A 17,356-nucleotide genomic window follows, 5' to 3' on the forward strand; every position below is an offset into this window, starting at 1 on the left:
CCTCACCCCTTCATCATGTTGATGTCTTCGACCGCGATGGAGCCGCGGTTGCGGAAGTAGACGACCATGATCGCGAGACCGATGGCGGATTCGGCCGCGGCGACAGTCAATACGAAGAGCGCGAAGATCTGGCCGACGAGGTCGCCGTTGAAATGAGAGAACGCGACGAGGTTGATGTTCACCGCAAGCAGCATCAGCTCGATCGAGAGCAGGATGACGATGACGTTCTTACGGTTCAGGAAGATGCCGAAGATGCCGAGCGTGAAAAGGCACGCGGCAACGACGAGATAGTGCCCGAGACCAATGGTCATTCGGCGACCTCCGGATGCTTGGCGGCAGGCGGGATGACGGAGCCGCCGCTCGGAACCTTGATGACTTCGAGGCCGGTTGCGGGACCGCGCGCGACCTGCGCTGCGATCGACTGGCGCTTGACGGCCGACCGGTGCTTCAGCGTCAGCACGATCGCGCCGATCATCGCGACGAGCAGGATGAGGCCCGCGCTCTGGAAGAAATAGACGTACTGCGTGTAGAGCAGCTGGCCCAGCGCCTGGGTGTTGGTAACGCCAGAGTCCGCAGCCGGAATGGGTGCGGCCGGGCTCATGGCCGGCGATAGCGACAGCCCACGGTAGCCAAAGAGCGCGATCAGCTCGAGCAGAACGATACCGCCGATGAGCGCGCCGATCTTCGCATTCTTGACGAAGCCTGCCTTCAACTGCGCGAAGTCGACGTCGAGCATCATGACAACGAACAGGAAGAGCACCGCGACGGCGCCGACGTAGACGATGACGAGCAGCATCGCCAGGAACTCGGCGTTGAGCAGCACGAAGAGTCCCGCCGCGTTGAAGAACGCCAGGATCAGGAACAGGACAGCGTGGACAGGGTTCTTAGCCAGAATGACGGCCGCGCCCGATGCCACCGCGAGCACTGCAAAGAGATAGAAAAAGAGCGCCGATGCCATCGCCTTGCCTTCTATCGGTACTTCGCGTCGAGCGCGATGTTCTTTGCGATTTCGCGTTCCCAGCGGTCGCCGTTCGCGAGCAGCCGGTCCTTGTCGTAGAAAAGTTCTTCGCGCGTCTCGGTCGCGAACTCGAAGTTCGGACCTTCGACGATCGCATCGACCGGGCAGGCTTCCTGGCACAGGCCGCAATAGATGCACTTCGTCATATCGATGTCGTAGCGCGTCGTGCGGCGGGTGCCGTCATTGCGGCGGGGGCCGGCCTCGATCGTGATCGCCTGCGCCGGGCAGATCGCTTCGCAAAGCTTGCACGCAATGCAGCGCTCTTCGCCATTGGGATAGCGGCGCAGCGCGTGCTCACCGCGGAAGCGCGGCGACAGCGGGCCTTTTTCGTAGGGGTAGTTCAGCGTCTTCTTCGGCGAGAAGAAGTAGCGCATCGTCAGGAAGAACGCCGAGACGAACTCCAAGAGGAAAAGCGACTTTGCAGCGCGCGCTACACTCATGAGAGGAAACCTCCGAATTGGAGCACGGCGGCCGTGATGACGACCATGACGAGCGACAGCGGCAGGAACACCTTCCATCCGAGGCGCATCAACTGATCGTAGCGGAACCGCGGCACCATCGCCTTCACCATGGCGAACATGAAGAAGACGAACACGACTTTGAGCAGGAACCAGAAGAGCCCCGGCATGGCGTTGAGCGGCCAGATGTCAACCGGCGGCAGCCAGCCTCCAAGGAAGAGGATCGTTGTCATCGCGCACATCGCGACGATCGAGACGTACTCTCCCAGCATGTAGAGCAGATACGGCGTCGAGGAGTACTCGACCATGAAGCCGGCGACGAGTTCGGATTCAGCTTCGACGAGGTCGAACGGCGGCCGGTTCGTCTCAGCCAATGCTGAGATGAAGAAGATCACGAACATCGGGAAGAGCGGCAGCCAGTACCAATCGAGGAACGAGTTTGGAGCTCCGACCGTGGTGCCGATGCCCGCCTTCTGCGCGTTCACAACGTCCGTCACGTTGAGCGAGCCAACGCAGAGCAGCACGGAGATGATGACGAAGCCGATCGAGACCTCGTAGGACACCATCTGCGCGGCGGAGCGAAGCGCGCCCATGAACGGGTATTTCGAGTTCGACGCCCAGCCGCCCATGATGATGCCGTAGACGCCGAGCGAGGAGATCGCGAGCAAGTAGAGGATTCCGACGTTCATGTCGGAGATCACCCAACGGCCCCAGCTGTTCTCGTTCACCGGGATGACGGCCCAGGACGCCAACGCGCACGTTGCCGTGGCAAGCGGCGCCAGCAGGAAGACGGCCTTATCGGATCCCGACGGGATGATCGGCTCTTTCAGGACGAACTTCAGAAGGTCGGCGAACGACTGCAACAGGCCGAAGGGCCCGACGACGTTCGGACCGCGGCGCATCTGCACGGCGGCCCAGACCTTGCGATCCATCAAGAGCAGGAAGGCGATGATGACGAGGAGCACGACGAGCATCAGCAGCGAGAAGCCGACGATGATCAGCACGTTCCAGCCGTAGTCGTTCATAAATGTCTGCAGCGACTCGAGCATGTGTCCCTATTCCGCTGCGTTGAGTTTCTGTTCATGGGAGGCCCGGAGCGCGCTCATGCCCGCCATGACGGCGGATGCGCGCGCGATCGGGTTCGTCATATAGAAGTCTGCGATCACCGGCGCGTAGGGCTCCGATGAGGGCTGACCCGACAGCTTGGCCAGCGTCTCGAGACCGGAGACGGCGCGCGTCTCGATCGTGTCGATGGCTGCGAGCTGCGGGCTCGCGCGGTACATGGCGGCGCGAAGCTGCTCGATCGTGTCGTAGGGCAGCTTGGCGCCGGCGCGTTCGGAGAGCGCGCGAATGATCGTCCAGTCTTCCTTGGCGGCGCCGGGCGGGAACACCGCCCGGAGCGTCTGCTGCGCGCGGCCTTCGGTGTTGACGAACGTTGCGCTCTTCTCGGTATAGGCTGCGCCCGGCAGGATGACGTCGGCGCGCTCGGTGCCCTTGTCGCCGTGCGTTCCCTGGTAGACGACGAACGCGGAGGAGCTCAGCTTCGAGACATCGCATTCGTCGGCGCCGAGGAGATAGACGAACTCCATGTCGGGGCCGAGAATTCCAGCGACGTCCTTGCCGCCCTTATCCGGCACGAAGCCCAGATCGAGACCGGCGACGCGGGCCGCCGCGGTGTGCAGGACGTTGAAGCCATTCCAGCTTGCGTCTTTGCCGGCCGAGGCGGCCAGCGCGATGCGTGCCGCCAGCGACAGCGAAGCGAGACCGTCGGCGCGGGCGAATGCGCCCTGCCCCACGATGACCATCGGCTTTGCCGCCGTCTTCAGGACTTCGGCGAAGGGATGCTTGCCGTTCGCGATGTCGGCCAGCGTCTCGGGACCTGCGCCCAGATACTCGTACGGGTATGCGAGATCGACCTTGGCGCCGACAAGCGCGATCTTGGTCGGTGCGTTGCGCCAGCGCTTGCGGATGCGAGCATTGAGGACGGCCGCTTCGAGACGCGGGTTGGCGCCGACGATGAGGATCGCGTCCGCCTGCTCGATGCCTTCGATGCCGGAATTGAAGAGATAGCTGGCGCGGCCGAGTTTCGGGTCGAGCTTGTCGCCGGCCTGGCGGCAATCGAGCGACGTTGCGCCGAGCTTCGTCAAGAGATCTTTCAGCGCGAACATTTCTTCGGCGCCCGCGAGATCGCCTGCAACGGCACCGATCTTAGCAGCGGATGCCGCCTTCAATTTCGCGGCGACGAGATTCAGCGCTTCATCCCAGCTTGCCGGCTCAAAGCGGCCGCTCTTGCGGATGTAGGGCTGATCTAGACGCTGCGTCTTCAGGCCGTCGGCGACGTGGCGCGTCTTGTCGGAAATCCATTCCTCGTTCACGGCGTCGTTGTTGCGCGGAAGAATGCGCATGACGGCGGCGCCGCGCACGTCGGCGCTGATCGAGGAGCCGACGGCGTCCATCACGTCGATCGTTTCAAAGGCTTCCATTTCCCACGGGCGGGCAGCAAAAGCCCACGGACGATGGGTGAGCGCGCCGACCGGGCAAAGATCGACGGCGTTGGCACTCATCTCAGAGAGAATGCCGCGCTCGAGATAGGTCGTGATTTCGGCGTCTTCGCCACGGCCGATGAGGCCCAGCTCTTCGACGCCGGCCACTTCCGTCATGTAGCGGACGCAGCGCGTGCAGTGGATGCAGCGCGTCATCATCGTCTTGATGAGCGGGCCGATGTGCTTTTCTTCGACGGCGCGCTTGTTCTCGTGATAGCGCGAGCCGCCCATGCCGAAGGCCATCGCCTGATCTTGCAGATCGCATTCGCCGCCCTGATCGCAGATGGGGCAGTCGAGCGGGTGATTGATGAGCAGGAACTCCATCACCCCTTCGCGCGCCTTCTTCACCATCGGCGAGCCGGTGTTCACGACTTTGGGCGAACCATCCTTGTTGGGCGGCAGATCGTTGACGAGCATCGCGCATGACGCGACGGGCTTCGGAGATCCTTCGACCTCGACGAGGCACATACGGCAGTTGCCCGCGATCGACAGGCGCTCGTGATAGCAGAAGCGCGGAATGACCGAGCCCGCCATTTCACAGGCGTGCATCAGCGTCGTGCCGTCTTCGACCTCGATCGGTATGCCGTCGACAATCAGTTGCTTGGGCATGGTTTCCTGCCGCCTACTCTGCCGCCACGCGGGCGTGCTTTGCCGTGTAATCGTCGATACGTGCTTCGATTACCGGACGGAAGTTCTTGATCAGACCTTGAACGGGCCAGGCCGCTGCGTCGCCGAGCGCGCAAATGGTGTGGCCTTCGACCTGCTTCGTGACGTCGAACAGCAGATCGATCTCGCGCTTCTCCGCTTCGCCGCGCTCCATACGCTCGAGCACGCGCCACATCCAGCCGGTGCCTTCGCGGCACGGCGTGCACTGTCCGCAGCTCTCGTGCTTGTAGAAGTAGGCGATGCGCCGGATCGCGGCGATGATGTCGGTCGACTTGTCCATCACGATCACGGCGGCGGTGCCGAGACCCGAGCCGAGCTTGCCCAGCGCGTCGAAGTCCATCGTCACGGCTTCGGCTTGTTCGGCCGTGATGCAACGAACGGACGAGCCGCCCGGAATGACGGCGAGCAGATTATCCCAGCCGCCGCGGATGCCGCCGCAATGCTTGTCAATGAGTTCCTTGAGCGGAATGCCCATCTCTTCTTCGACGACGCACGGGCGTTCGACGTGGCCCGAGATCTGGAAGAGCTTCGTGCCGGTGTTGTTGGGCTTGCCGAGTGCTGCGAACCAGGCCGCGCCGCGACGCAGGATTTCGCCCGCCACCGCGATGCTTTCGACGTTGTTGATCGTGGTCGGCGCACCATAGAGGCCGACGTTCGCCGGGAACGGCGGCTTCAGGCGTGGCTGGCCCTTCTTGCCTTCGAGGCTTTCGAGCATCGCGGTTTCTTCGCCGCAGATGTAGGCGCCGGCGCCGTGGTGGACGTAGATGTCGAAGTCCCAGCCGTGGACGTTGTTCTTGCCGATGAGCTTGGCCGCGTAGGCTTCATCGATGGCGCGCTGGAGCGCTTCGCGCTCGCGAATGTATTCGCCGCGCACGTAAACGTAGCAGGTGTGGGCGCGCATCGCGAACGAGGCTAGCAGCGCACCTTCGATCATCAGATGCGGATCGTGGCGCAGGATCTCGCGATCCTTGCAGGAGCCGGGCTCGGACTCGTCGGCGTTGATGACGAGATAGCTCGGCCGCACGTCGGCCTTCGGCATGAACGACCACTTGAGGCCCGTCGGGAAGCCGGCGCCGCCACGGCCACGAAGGCCCGACTTCTTCACCTCATCGATGATGAAGTCGTGACCCTTATCGATGAAGAATTTCGTGCCGTCCCACGCGCCACGGCTGATCGCGCCTTTGAGGCCGACATCGTGGAAGCCGTAAATATTGCGGAATATGCGGTCGCGATCATGCAGCATGTGCGCTACCCCTTCGACCCTTTGGCGGATGCGAGCTTCTGCGCCTGCTCGATCCATTTGTCACGCGAAACCCGGCCCATGAAACCATCCACCTGGACTTCGAACCAAGCGACGTTCTGCGGCGTCCACTTGGCGATCTGGTCGAAATGCCAGATGCCGATTGCGTGGAGCTTATCGGCGGCATCCTTGTCGACGCCCGAAATCAGCGTCAGATCATCGGCCTTGCCGCCGCGCGGCTTCTTCAAAAGCTCTGGCTCGACGTTCCGGCCTGCTGCGCCTGCAATCGCCCGATCGCGGAGCATGTCCGCCTTGATCCTGTCGAGCTCGCCGGCGGTGAGCGCCTTGCCGCCGCTGCGCTCCTCGAGTTCCTTCACGAGGCCGGCGTTCGCCATTGCCGTCAGCGCTGCCGGATGGAGCTGCGTAGCCTTGGCGCCTGCTCCACCTGGTGAAGATGGCGACGTCCCCGCGGCGACCTCAGCCTTATGTTCGGGCGAGGCAAGCGCGGATGCGGGCGCGGTTTCCTGCGCCTTGTCGGCAGCGCCACCTGACGTCTCTTCGAAACGCTTCTTCCAGGCGCCGATCGTCGAGCCGTCGTAGAGCGCCGGATCGCTCAACGTCGTCGGCCCCGTTGCCGGGCACGATGCGACGCGGCCGATCTGCGAGCCGGGCTTCACCTGCCGGCCTGCCACGAAGGCATCGATAATCTTGTTCAACTCACCGGGCGTCAGATCTTCGTACGTATCTGCGCCGACCTGGACGACCGGAGCGTTCGCGCAGACGCCGATGCACTCGACCTCTTCCCACGACAGCGTGCCGTCGGCGTTCGGCGTATGCGAATGGTCATGGATCCGGCTCTTGCAGACGGAGATGAGTTCGCCCGAACCCCGCAGCATGCACGGCGTCGTGCCACACACCTGTATATGGGCCTTCGTGCCGACAGGTGAAAGCTGGAACATCGTGTAAAAAGTCGCGACTTCCAGGCCGCGAATGTAGGCCATGCCCAGCATATCGCAGACGAGCCTGATTGCGGGTTCCGGGAGCCAGCCCACCTGTTCCTGAGCGCGCCAAAGAAGCGGGATGATCGCGGATGCCTGTTTGCCTTCAGGGTATTTTGCGATCGTCTCGTTCGCCCACGCCAGATTTTCGGGCGTGAAGGCGAAGTGCGCAGGCTGCACCGGATTCAGTCGGCGAACGGCCATCCAAGGCTCCTCGAACTTCAGTCGTGTGGCGCCGAATTCCCAACGTCTCCAAAGTCACGAAAGCGCTTTGGCCCGTCTCGCCCCAATGTCGACTCGCTGAGCGACATCAACCCCTCGGTCGCTACGCGGTCCAAGTACGAGGAATGCGACGACAAGGCAAGTATTTGCCTAGCCATTTGGGTGGTGTGGCAACGATATTCGCGTGAATTCGGGTGCGACGAAAAGCTCGCGGCTACCGCGCGCGATTCGAGGGAACCGCCGGTACAGCCTGAGCTGCATCCGGCGTGAGAATTCCGCGACGCTGAAGCGTCTCGCCGGGCGTTTCCAATGCCCATCGGCGTTCAGAGAATCCAAGCGGCAAAGCCAGCCATCCGAGCAGCAGCAGAAACGTGGCGACTGGCGCGAGAAACAGTGAGAGTTGCGAGGCGACACGCAACAATCCCGTCCACAGCGCCGCAAACAAGAGGCCAAGCACGATGATCAGCCAGCCGCCATCCTCGGCGCCGCGCACCGTTGCAAAGAGCAAACCGGCGAACAGGCCCGCGAGCCCGATCAAAACTGGGATGAACGGCACATCGGTTTGCAACGTGCCCATGGGCCAGCTGCGCGAGCGGGCGAAAAGCCGGTAGGTCGCTAAGCTCAAGCCCCAACCGACCGCGGCCACGGCAAGCAGAAACAGGTTATCCACCGTTGGCGCTGCACCGGGAAGCATACGCGGCTCCTTGCCCATCGTTACTCAACTCACCGACGCATCGTACCCAACCCGGGAGGCGCGGGGATAAGTTTTTTTCGTGGGCTTCGGGGGCCAGGAGAACAGCCTCCCCGGTACGCGTCTCGCGTATCAGCGATCGATTTCGCCGAAGACGATGTCGAGAGACCCCAGGATGGCTGAAACGTCGGCCAGCATGTGGCCGCGGTTCATGTGATCCATCGCGGCCAGATGCGGGAAGCCCGGAGCGCGGATCTTGCAGCGGTAGGGCTTGTTGGAGCCGTCCGACACGAGATAGACGCCGAACTCGCCCTTGGGCGCTTCGACCGCGGCGTAGACTTCGCCGGGCGGCACGTGAAAACCCTCGGTATAGAGCTTGAAGTGGTGGATCAGCGCTTCCATCGAGCGCTTCATCTCACCCCGCTTCGGCGGCACGACCTTTTTGTTGTCGGCCACGTGCGGGCCCTTCCCGCGCGGCGACTTCAAGAGTTCGCAGCACTGCTTCATGATCTTCACCGACTCCCGCATCTCCTGCATGCGGATGAGGTAGCGGTCGTAGCAGTCGCCGTTCTTGCCGATCGGGATATCGAAATCGAGGTCGGCGTAGCATTCGTAGGGCTGCGACTTGCGCAGATCCCAGGCGGCGCCCGAGCCGCGCACCATGACGCCGGAGAAGCCCCAGGCGAACGCCTCATCGAGCGAAATGACGCCGATGTCGACGTTGCGCTGCTTGAAAATGCGGTTTTCGGTCAGCAGGCCGTCGATGTCGTCAACGACTTTCAGGAACGGATCGCACCAGGCGTAAATGTCGTCGATCAACTGCTCCGGCAGATCCTGATGGACGCCGCCCATGCGGAAATACTTGGCGTGCATGCGCGAGCCCGAGGCGCGCTCGTAGAACACCATCAGCTTTTCGCGCTCTTCGAAGCCCCAGAGCGGCGGCGTCAGCGCGCCGACGTCCATTGCCTGGGTCGTGACGTTCAGAAGATGCGACAGCAAACGGCCGATTTCGGAATAGAGCACGCGGATGAGCTGCGCACGGTAGGGCACTTCGAGGCCGAGCAGCTTTTCTGCCGCGAGGCAGAAGGAATGCTCCTGGTTCATCGGCGCGACGTAGTCGAGCCGGTCGAAATAGCCGATCGCCTGCATGTACGTCTTGTGCTCGATGAGCTTTTCGGTGCCGCGATGCAGAAGGCCAATATGCGGATCGACGCGCTCCACGACCTCGCCGTCGAGCTCGAGCACCAAGCGCAGCACGCCGTGCGCGGCCGGGTGCTGCGGCCCGAAATTGATGTTGAAGTTGCGGATCTCAGTCTCGGCCATTTCAAACGGTCCCGCGGCTAATCGGTGCCACCCGGGCGAGCTTCGCCTTGTGGTTCACTCTCTTCTCGAACTTGTCCCAGCTCACGATCATACGCTGATGCTCGCCCTCGCCGATTAAATCAATCCCATCATGTGCTTTGACATGAAAGAATAAGCGCCGGCCTGCGACTTTCGTGCACTCGGCGTCCACGGTCACCGTCTGTCCGGGCAAGGTGGCTGCGACATGCGAAACATTGACGTGAATGCCGAGCGAGCCCTCGCCCTCGTCGAGGTGGGGCGCGATGATGTTGAGGCACGTCCATTCCATCAGTCCGACCATGAAGCCGGTCGCGAAAACGGTCGGCATCAGCTGGAACTCGTGCGCTTCCGGATAGAGATGCGGCACGGTCTTCGTGGCGGGCACGCGGAAGGAAAAGGACGTTTTCTCGCCAGCGCGAAGCGTGTCTTTCACGGTCCTCGCCCCTCAGAGCCGGTCTTTTAAGTTGCGTATCGTAATATAGAGGCTTGACGCTGTGCCTGCGACCGCGAACATCCCGAAGAAAAACCCCCAGAAGTGCGGCCCTGTGGAGCGTCCGAACCAGGGATAGACCAGTTCTGCCAGCGCGGAGATGACGACGACGCCGGCTGGAACCGTGATCGTACCGTAGGGCAGGTAGCGGCAGACCATTCCGAGTATCAGGCCGGCGACGGCGCGCGGCCAGTCCAGGATGAAAGCGCCTATCATGAGAGTTGCCGCTAGCGCGACACTGGTCTCGAACTGCATTCCAACCCTGCCCTCACGAATCACGCCAGTCTCCCGTGAAAGGACTATTGAACCGTGCGGGCCCCAATTGGAAGCGAAGGACCGCCCAACGTGCGGAATTCAAGGGGACGGCCTTGCGCCGGGAAGCCGGAGTTGACGGCAGGCCCGTGTTTCACGACGTCCGGCCGGCTTTCTCATCGCCGGGAAGCACGTGACTCGGGCCTTCCCAAGGGCTTTCGAAATCGAACTCGCGGAATTCCTGCGTGAGCTTCACCGGCTCGTAGACGACGCGTTTCTTTTCATCGTCGTAGCGCACTTCGACGTAGCCGGTGAGCGGGAAGTCCTTGCGCAGCGGGTGGCCCTGGAAGCCGTAGTCGGTGAGGATGCGGCGCAGGTCCGGATGGCCCGTGAAGCGGATGCCGTAGAGATCGTAGGCTTCGCGCTCGTACCAGTTGGCGGCGGGGTAGACGTCGTTGACGCTGGCCACCGGGGTCGCCTCGTCAGTCGAGATCTTGACCCGGAGGCGCTGATTGAGGCGCATCGACAGCAGGTGATAGACGACGTCAAACCGTTCTGCGCGCTCGGGATAATCGACACCGCAGATATCGATCAGGACTTCGAACTGGCACTTCGGGTCGTCGCGGAGCCGCGTCAGAACTTGGACGATATTCTCGCGCGCAACGGTGATCGTCAGCTCATCATAGGAAATGATTGCGTGCCGTAGGGCATCGCCCGCTGCCGCCTTGGCGGTCTCCTGCAGCGCAATCAGCTCCGTCATCGCGTGACGATCTCCAAAAATCGGCTCTGTTAGCGTTCGATGGTGCCGGTGCGCCGGATCTTGCGTTGCAGCAGCAAAATTCCGTACAGCAGCGCTTCGGCGGTCGGCGGGCATCCGGGCACATAGACGTCGACCGGCACGATGCGATCGCAGCCACGGACCACGGCGTATGAATAGTGATAGTAGCCGCCGCCGTTGGCGCAGCTTCCCATCGAGATGACGTAGCGCGGCTCCGGCATCTGGTCGTAGACCTTGCGGAGCGCCGGGGCCATCTTGTTGGTCAGCGTACCGGCGACGATCATGACGTCGGACTGGCGAGGCGAAGCGCGTGGCGCAAAGCCAAAGCGCTCGACGTCGTAACGCGGCATCGACGCCTGCATCATCTCGACGGCGCAGCAGGCCAACCCGAAGGTCATCCACATCAGCGAGCCGGTGCGGGCCCAGGTGACCAGATCGTCGAGGCTGGTGACGAGAAAGCCCTTGTCGGCCAGCTCGTTGGAAACGTCGGTGAAGAAGGGGTCGGCGGCACGCGAGACTGCGCCCGGTGCGCCTTCCTGTGCGCGTTCAAAGGCCCGATCCAAGATCAGGCCGCCCGGACGCTCGTCGTTCAGGATCAATCCCATTCCAGCGCGCCCTTCTTCCATTCGTAGATGAAGCCGACGGTCAACACGCCGAGAAACACCATCATCGACCAGAAGCCGAACACGCCGATGTCCCGGAAGGCTGCGGCCCAGGGAAAGAGGAAGGCGATTTCGAGATCGAAAATGATGAAGAGGATCGACACGAGATAGAACCGCACATCGAACTTCATGCGCGCGTCGTCGAAGGCGCTGAAGCCGCATTCGTAAGCGGAGACTTTCTCGGGGTCCGGGTTCCGGACGGCCACGAGGAACGGCGCGATCATCAAAGAAGCGCCGATGAACAGCGCGACACCGATGAAAATCGCGATCGGCAGGTACTGCGAGGTAAGATCAATCATCGCCGTCAATCCGTTAACACGGCTGAGCTCAACGTCTCGACGCTGTCGCCAGAGCCCCGGTGTTAACTCAGCCCGTTGCCCCGCGCAACACCCCTGCTCCCGGCGAGAATTACTCACCCAAAGAAGTGTTGAGGCAAGGCATCCTTTTGCACCCGGCATGGCAATCTGTCACACGGCCCATCCGGGCCGACGCCGAGGGCTTTGCGAAATTCGAGACGCAACTATGCGGTTGCTCGATAGCTGGTCTGGCTCAGGCGACTGGTACGAATCATCGAGTGGTACGACCGCACCTCAGAAAGCTGCCCGGCATCCTTTCCAAAGGCCCATTGCTCTTCGCTGAAGCCTGCATTTCGCTCTTTGGCGAATGCCGAGATGCAATCTCCAATTCGACTTCCATTACCTCGGCTTTGAGCATTTTCTTTGTGCGGATTAACTCGCTCGAATCGTCCCGATTGTTCAGCAACCATTCACGGCTCAAAGCGTCTCTTGAATGCGGTTTGGCAGGGAGCGTCTCATGCGTAATCTACTATTTGCAATTCCCGTTCTCGCGGCAGCGAGTTTCGCGCCTCACACAGCCAAGGCGGCGGATCTTGGTCCTGATTGCTGCGCAGGTCGCGGCGCCGTCATCGAGGAAGAATACGAGGGCCCGGTTTACGAGGGCCCGCGCTATTACGGTCCTGCGTATTACCGCCCGCGCTTCTATCGTCCCTATCCCTATTACGCCGGGTACTATCCTTATCGCTGGGGCTATGGCCCTCGTTGGCGCCACGGATGGTATGGCGGCGGCCGCGGCTGGGGCCGAGGCTGGCATGGCCATGGCGGTCATCGCGGCTGGCGCTGATCCCTCGTACGGATTCGCTTTCTCCATGCCGGTTGCGGGCGGCATGGAGATCGCGGCCTAGCCTTTTCGCTTCGACACCTGGACCGCGTTTTCCAGCGCCTGCAAGAACTGCGAGCGGTCGCGCGGCGTAAACACCGGGTTGAAACCCCGGCTTTCCCCGGTTTCGCGCAGATGCCGCTGCATATCGCGCATTGCGAGGGCCATGCCGATGTTGGCGTCACTGAATGCTTTGCCCGTGGGCCCGATGCACTGGGCGCCGGCTTTCAAGCACCGCGCTGCCAGCAAGATGTCCGCCGTCACCGCGATGTCGGACGGGCCCACCCGCTCGGCGATCCAATCGTCTGCCGCGTCAGGCCCTTCCTGGACAATGACGAGCTTGACCAGCGGGTTCGCGTCGATCCGCATCCAACTGTTGGCGACCATATGGACGGGAATATCGTGCCGGGTGGCAACGCGCACGACCTCGGCTTTCACCGGGCAGGCGTCCGCGTCGACGTAGATTTGCATTTCGGAATTATCTCTCCCGCATGTGCCGCTCGCGCGTGGCTATTCCTTATTCACGCCGCGAGCTTACCCCGGCCCGCGCAGTGACTGGTTGAGGAAATGAACGCAGCTTTCAGATAGCCACTCTCTTGCCCAGAGTTTTAGGTTAGGAAAGGCTCATGGGCTATGGCTGCGCGACGGGGAACGAAGGGATGTACAGGCTGTGCCATCGCACGCCTTTGGGCGGGGTGTGGGCGATCGAAGAGCCGCAGGCCCCGATCCTCTCTTCGGCCAATTTCAGAAAACGCATGCTTCGATTGCACTCCGCATTTTTCATGGCCGTTGCGAGCCTCCTGCTCACGGCTCACCTCGGCCATGCGCAGCAGCCCGTAAAGATCGATGCGAAGGCCGCAGCAGGCGCGGCGGCTGCCGGGCAGATCGCCGACTTCTTCAGCCAGGTTGGCGATCAGATCTATGAGGAGTGCATTTTTGAACTCTCGCAGGAGCAGATCGAGGTTCAGCAGGCGCTGATTTCGGCCTACATCAAAGCGGGCGCGGAAAGCTCCGTTGCCCGCAAGCTCGCGGTGAAGCAGATCCAGCCGCCGAAGGTCTCTCCGAAGTGCGAGCAGATCCGGCATATGCCGAAGGTGATCGCACCGGCGATCAAAGTTCCGCCGCCGATCGTTGAGAAGCCCACGATCTCTGCCGGCCCAGCGCCGGCGCCCAAGCCGCTGCCGTCGGCGGCTTCGCTTGCTGCCCGGAAGCCGTTGCCGCAATGGGATTGCGCGCCCGGCGTCGACTACGTCACCATTCATCTCAACGGCTTTCCGCGTAAGCTGACGGGCGGCGAAATCTGCAATCCGTACGACGACGTCGTCTACGAAGTGCCGCTGACGGTTCCGACGTTCCGCCTCGGCTACACCATCCGCACCGGCCGCCTGTTCGTCATTTCGGATAACGCTTCGGTCAGCGGCAAAACGATTGCCTGGGCCATCTCCGGCCGCGACGTCTGCCGGAACAACCCCGATCCCGATTGCCTCGCGGCGCGCGCGGTCGGACCGCTGCCGCCGGGCGAATACTCTTTCGGATCGGAGAGCGGACCGCGCATCACGTGGGGTCCTAAGACGAAGAGAAACGTCGCCGGTATCTATTTGCGGAAGTTGTGGAACCGGGACCGGTTCACACCTCAACAGACCGCTGCGATCCTGGCGCGCGGCAACATCGCCATTCACGAGCGGCTGAAGGGCGAGATGTCGGAAGCCTGCCTCGGGCTCGAGGCGAAGGGCTGGGCGTATGTCGCCTCCCTGATCAAGGATCGCAGGGCGACGGGCGTCAGCGTCTATATCGATGAGCCTTATCCGCAGGTGGCCGAGAACCCGCCCGTCGTCGTGGCGTCGTCATTCTCGCTGACGTCGCTGTTCAAGTGACCGCAAGAGGCCGCGTCTACGGCGCAGCTTCGACCAAGCCCTTCAGCACGGTTTCGAGCCCGGTTACGCCTTTCACAATTGTTTCTGGCGCGCCTTCAAATTCGATCCATCCTTCGTTGAAGCCGTCGAGCATCTGAATGCGAGGTGTGGGATTTTTCATCCCTTGCGAAGCGAATAGCGACGCCCACGTCTCGCGCGGCACGGCTTCTGCTCGCACCGAGTGGTCTAGTATCTTTGCAAAGGTTCCTGCGACGTCATTGGGCGAATAGCGCCTAGCTGCTTCCAGCTCGACGACGCGGCTACGTTTCTCGTTCTCACGCAGTAGTTCTGCCGCGAGCCGGCCGACGTCTTCCGTCGCGATCATCGGAACGGGTTTGTCGAGCGGCTGGAGGAATGACGCGATCACACCCTTCGCGCGGGCTGACGCGACATCCCAGGCGAAGTTCTCCATGAACCAGGCCGGGCGCAAGAACGTGACCGGCACCGGCAATTTGCGAAGCGCCTCCTCCATTAGCATTCGCTGCGTCAGCAGATTGGGCTGCGTTGCTTGCGCGCCGATCGTCGATAGGCAAACGACATTGCGGGGGCGAGCGGTGTGGAGAGCGTCTTTGACGGCCTCGATCACGGCCAAGGCTTCGGGGAAGCCCGGCTGCGGATCGAATTCGGGCGGCGGCAGGATGAATGCGCCGTCTACGTCATAAAAGGCTTCCATGAGCGCGGCGCCATCCGTCATTTCCGCGACGGCAATCTCGCAGCCGAGCTTGGCCCACCTCTCGCTCTTTGCGGCGTTTCGCATGACGGCGCGGACCGGGTAGCCGCCCTCCAATAGCGTGCGGGCGACGGCGCCGCCGACCTGACCGGTTATTCCTGTGATCGCATACAATTTCGTCTTCCTCGCTGTCAGAACGTTTGCACAGCGCGTACTTTGCCTAGATCGTACCGTTGACTGAATTTTCGTTTTGTCCAATCATTAATGACTGAAACTCAATGTTTGCGGCGTACCGAAAATGGCTTTCGACGGACGACTGCTTTCCGGCGTGACGGTCCTGTCGGCGGTGATCGAAGGCGGAAGCTTTGTGCGCGCGGCCGAGGCGCTCGGCATCACCACCTCTGGCGTCAGCCGGGCAGTGTCTCGGCTGGAAGAGCGGATCGGCGTGCGCCTTCTCGACCGCACGACGCGGTCGGTTGCGCTGACCGATGAGGGCCGCCGGTTCTACGAACGCGTCAAACCGAGCCTCGCGGACATCGAGGATGCGGCGATCATCGCTTCGGGCGCAGCCAACAGCGTGCGCGGGCGATTGCGGGTGAATATCGATCCGGTCGTTTCCCAGCTCATCCTACCGGGGCGGCTTGGCCGCTTTCTGGAACTTTATCCGGAGCTCGAACTCGACTGCGTGACGCGTGAGCAGATCGGCGACCTCGTCAGCGACGGCATCGACGTAGCGGTGCGATTCGGCGAGCCTCCCCCCTCCGCGCTCATCGTTCGGAAGCTCGCCGAGCTGCGAATAATCACCGTAGCGGCGCCGAGTTACTTGAAGCGCCACGGACAGCCGAAGCGCCCGATGGATCTCGTCCGGCACACGTGCATCGACTTGCGCGATCCGCAGACGCGGCGGGCCTATGAGTGGGAGTTTCACCAGGGCCGGAAGATCGTGACTGTGAAGACCAATAGCCGGCTGCTGTTGAGCGATGCGGGGACGATGCTGACGGAAGCGCTGGCGGGCTCGGGTATTGCCCAAGTCTTCGCGGTCGCGGCCGGCGATCTCATCCGGAGCGGAAAGCTCGTCGAACTCTTTCCGGCTTGGGCGGATGAGACATTCCCGCTCTTTGCCTACTATCCTTCGCGGCACCATCCCGCGGCGAAGGTCCGGGCGTTCGTGGATTTCATTTTAGATGCGGTGCGCTGAAACCTGCGGCGCACCTCAATCGGCATTTCACAAACGAAAGCCGCCGCACGGGGGTGTGCAGCGGCCGATCAGCTGGGAACTTGAGAGAGATCAAACTCCAGCGTCTTCCGGCCGCCTGAGAGGGGCGGCCGGAATGTTCTGATTACGGAAGCAGGTTCACGCCAGCCGAGAAGACGAAACGGTCGTCAGCATCTGCGTGGTTGAGGTCCGTGCCCGAGTAGCGGAAGTCCATGAAGAACTTGTCGACGTTGACCTTAATGCCAGCGTTCCAATACGTGTAGGACTGCTCGCCGAGCCAATAGCCCGTCTCGAAGTAACGGTTCGTGCCAGAATCCGAGTAGCCGACCAAGCCGCTGAACTGCGGCGCGAAAATACCGAACTTCGGCAGATCGTAGGAGATCGTGCCTTCGACCGAGATGTTGTCGGTGGCGGCATAACCCTGATCAGGCGTCAGGTAGACGTTGGCACCGATCGTCAGACCCGTGCGGATCTCGGTCGTCGCGCCGATCTTGAATTCGAAATAATCGGTATCGGAGACCGAGCCGTACGGGCCGTGATCGCGGTTACCGAAGACATACCACAGTGCCTGCAGATCCCAGCTGACCGGACCGGTGACCGGACGGATACCAACCATGATATCCTGCTCCCACGGGCCCAGGGAACCGGTGTCCAGCGTCGAGGTCCACAATGCACCATACAAAATGCCGTAGCTGACTTCGGTGTACACGTTGGCCGTCGGCTTGTGATCCGTCATCGTAATGCCGCGGAACAGATAGTCCGACGAACCCGTGATCGTCAGCGCGTAGCCAAACTGTCTGTCTTCTGCTGTCGCTACGTTCGCGCCGGCGAACATTGCCAGGGCTGCCGCAAAAACGCCGCCCGTAACTTTCCGTCCCAACATTTCAATCCCCTATCTTGCAGAGCGGCGCCCCCAAGCGCCCTCTGACCCCTCAGCCGCGTCAACCCATGGCGACGTCAGGCGAATGTTTTTGTGCAATGGTACGGACGTGTCATTCAATCTAATTGTACATATGTTTGTA

General features: G+C 62.0%; 20 protein-coding genes. 3 read left to right on the forward strand and 17 right to left on the reverse strand.

Annotated elements, in window-relative coordinates; translation table 11 throughout:
• Window positions 1–2 precede the first annotated feature (2 nt).
• The 14 genes from nuoK to VFG26_RS09130 all read right to left on the reverse strand — a co-directional run bounded on the left by nuoK (window position 3) and on the right by VFG26_RS09130 (window position 11,658).
• Entirely contained in the window at window positions 3–311 is a 309-nt protein-coding gene (gene nuoK, locus VFG26_RS09065; RefSeq protein ID WP_092867593.1) for an NADH-quinone oxidoreductase subunit NuoK, read from the reverse strand.
• On the reverse strand, window positions 308–958 hold the full coding sequence (locus VFG26_RS09070; RefSeq protein ID WP_325024466.1) for an NADH-quinone oxidoreductase subunit J: 651 nt from the start codon (window positions 956–958) through the stop codon (window positions 308–310). The genes nuoK and VFG26_RS09070 overlap by 4 nt, the downstream gene beginning before the upstream one ends.
• Before the next feature lie 11 nt (window positions 959–969).
• A complete protein-coding gene (gene nuoI, locus VFG26_RS09075) occupies window positions 970–1,458 on the reverse strand; it encodes an NADH-quinone oxidoreductase subunit NuoI (RefSeq protein WP_045835622.1) in 489 nt (162 codons plus the stop codon).
• Window positions 1,455–2,525 (reverse strand): NADH-quinone oxidoreductase subunit NuoH, encoded by a 1,071-nt coding sequence (nuoH, locus tag VFG26_RS09080; RefSeq protein ID WP_325024469.1) that lies wholly within the window; start codon window positions 2,523–2,525, stop codon window positions 1,455–1,457. The genes nuoI and nuoH overlap by 4 nt, the downstream gene beginning before the upstream one ends.
• Before the next feature lie 6 nt (window positions 2,526–2,531).
• Window positions 2,532–4,628: an NADH-quinone oxidoreductase subunit NuoG gene (nuoG, locus tag VFG26_RS09085; protein WP_325024471.1), complete on the reverse strand. Its 2,097-nt coding sequence runs from the start codon at window positions 4,626–4,628 to the stop codon at window positions 2,532–2,534.
• A 13-nt stretch (window positions 4,629–4,641) separates the two neighbouring features.
• Entirely contained in the window at window positions 4,642–5,928 is a 1,287-nt protein-coding gene (gene nuoF, locus VFG26_RS09090) for an NADH-quinone oxidoreductase subunit NuoF (RefSeq protein WP_325024473.1), read from the reverse strand.
• A gap of 5 nt (window positions 5,929–5,933) precedes the next feature.
• A complete protein-coding gene (gene nuoE / locus VFG26_RS09095) occupies window positions 5,934–7,127 on the reverse strand; it encodes an NADH-quinone oxidoreductase subunit NuoE (RefSeq protein WP_325024475.1) in 1,194 nt (397 codons plus the stop codon).
• A 232-nt stretch (window positions 7,128–7,359) separates the two neighbouring features.
• On the reverse strand, window positions 7,360–7,839 hold the full coding sequence (locus tag VFG26_RS09100) for a hypothetical protein (RefSeq protein ID WP_325024477.1): 480 nt from the start codon (window positions 7,837–7,839) through the stop codon (window positions 7,360–7,362).
• A 129-nt stretch (window positions 7,840–7,968) separates the two neighbouring features.
• The gene (locus tag VFG26_RS09105; RefSeq protein ID WP_325024478.1) at window positions 7,969–9,159 is read right to left on the reverse strand and encodes an NADH-quinone oxidoreductase subunit D; all 1,191 of its coding nucleotides are present in this window, start codon (window positions 9,157–9,159) and stop codon (window positions 7,969–7,971) included.
• Between the two features lies 1 nt (window position 9,160).
• Window positions 9,161–9,610: a thioesterase family protein gene (locus VFG26_RS09110; RefSeq protein ID WP_325024480.1), complete on the reverse strand. Its 450-nt coding sequence runs from the start codon at window positions 9,608–9,610 to the stop codon at window positions 9,161–9,163.
• Between the two features lie 12 nt (window positions 9,611–9,622).
• A complete protein-coding gene (locus VFG26_RS09115; RefSeq protein ID WP_325024482.1) occupies window positions 9,623–9,922 on the reverse strand; it encodes a hypothetical protein in 300 nt (99 codons plus the stop codon).
• Between the two features lie 151 nt (window positions 9,923–10,073).
• Window positions 10,074–10,679: an NADH-quinone oxidoreductase subunit C gene (locus tag VFG26_RS09120; protein ID WP_325024484.1), complete on the reverse strand. Its 606-nt coding sequence runs from the start codon at window positions 10,677–10,679 to the stop codon at window positions 10,074–10,076.
• A 29-nt stretch (window positions 10,680–10,708) separates the two neighbouring features.
• Window positions 10,709–11,302 (reverse strand): NADH-quinone oxidoreductase subunit B family protein, encoded by a 594-nt coding sequence (locus VFG26_RS09125; protein ID WP_325024486.1) that lies wholly within the window; start codon window positions 11,300–11,302, stop codon window positions 10,709–10,711.
• Window positions 11,293–11,658, reverse strand: a complete 366-nt coding sequence (locus tag VFG26_RS09130) for an NADH-quinone oxidoreductase subunit A (protein ID WP_325024488.1) — start codon at window positions 11,656–11,658, stop codon at window positions 11,293–11,295. Before VFG26_RS09130 ends, VFG26_RS09125 begins: the two co-directional genes overlap by 10 nt.
• 514 nt (window positions 11,659–12,172) lie before the next feature.
• Here VFG26_RS09130 and VFG26_RS09135 point away from each other — a divergent pair.
• Window positions 12,173–12,499 (forward strand): hypothetical protein, encoded by a 327-nt coding sequence (locus VFG26_RS09135; RefSeq protein ID WP_325024490.1) that lies wholly within the window; start codon window positions 12,173–12,175, stop codon window positions 12,497–12,499.
• Between the two features lie 57 nt (window positions 12,500–12,556).
• On the opposite strand, the gene VFG26_RS09140 is transcribed toward VFG26_RS09135, so the two are convergent.
• Window positions 12,557–13,006, reverse strand: coding sequence for a YaiI/YqxD family protein (locus tag VFG26_RS09140; protein WP_325024492.1), 450 nt, complete (start codon window positions 13,004–13,006; stop codon window positions 12,557–12,559).
• 284 nt (window positions 13,007–13,290) lie between these two features.
• Between VFG26_RS09140 and VFG26_RS09145 the strand changes: the two genes are divergently transcribed.
• Window positions 13,291–14,409, forward strand: coding sequence for a DUF2778 domain-containing protein (locus tag VFG26_RS09145; protein WP_325024494.1), 1,119 nt, complete (start codon window positions 13,291–13,293; stop codon window positions 14,407–14,409).
• Window positions 14,410–14,425: 16 nt separating this feature from the next.
• On the opposite strand, the gene VFG26_RS09150 is transcribed toward VFG26_RS09145, so the two are convergent.
• Window positions 14,426–15,292 carry an NmrA family NAD(P)-binding protein gene (locus VFG26_RS09150; protein WP_325024496.1) on the reverse strand — a complete coding sequence of 289 codons (867 nt, stop codon included), beginning with the start codon at window positions 15,290–15,292 and terminating at the stop codon, window positions 14,426–14,428.
• A 124-nt stretch (window positions 15,293–15,416) separates the two neighbouring features.
• Here VFG26_RS09150 and VFG26_RS09155 point away from each other — a divergent pair, with 124 nt between their 5' ends.
• Entirely contained in the window at window positions 15,417–16,316 is a 900-nt protein-coding gene (locus tag VFG26_RS09155; RefSeq protein WP_325024498.1) for a LysR family transcriptional regulator, read from the forward strand.
• A 142-nt stretch (window positions 16,317–16,458) separates the two neighbouring features.
• On the opposite strand, the gene VFG26_RS09160 is transcribed toward VFG26_RS09155, so the two are convergent.
• On the reverse strand, window positions 16,459–17,217 hold the full coding sequence (locus tag VFG26_RS09160; protein WP_325024500.1) for a TorF family putative porin: 759 nt from the start codon (window positions 17,215–17,217) through the stop codon (window positions 16,459–16,461).
• Window positions 17,218–17,356 lie beyond the last annotated feature (139 nt).

This window comes from Hyphomicrobium sp. (assembly GCF_035687085.1).
Lineage (GTDB): Bacteria > Pseudomonadota > Alphaproteobacteria > Rhizobiales > Hyphomicrobiaceae > Hyphomicrobium_B.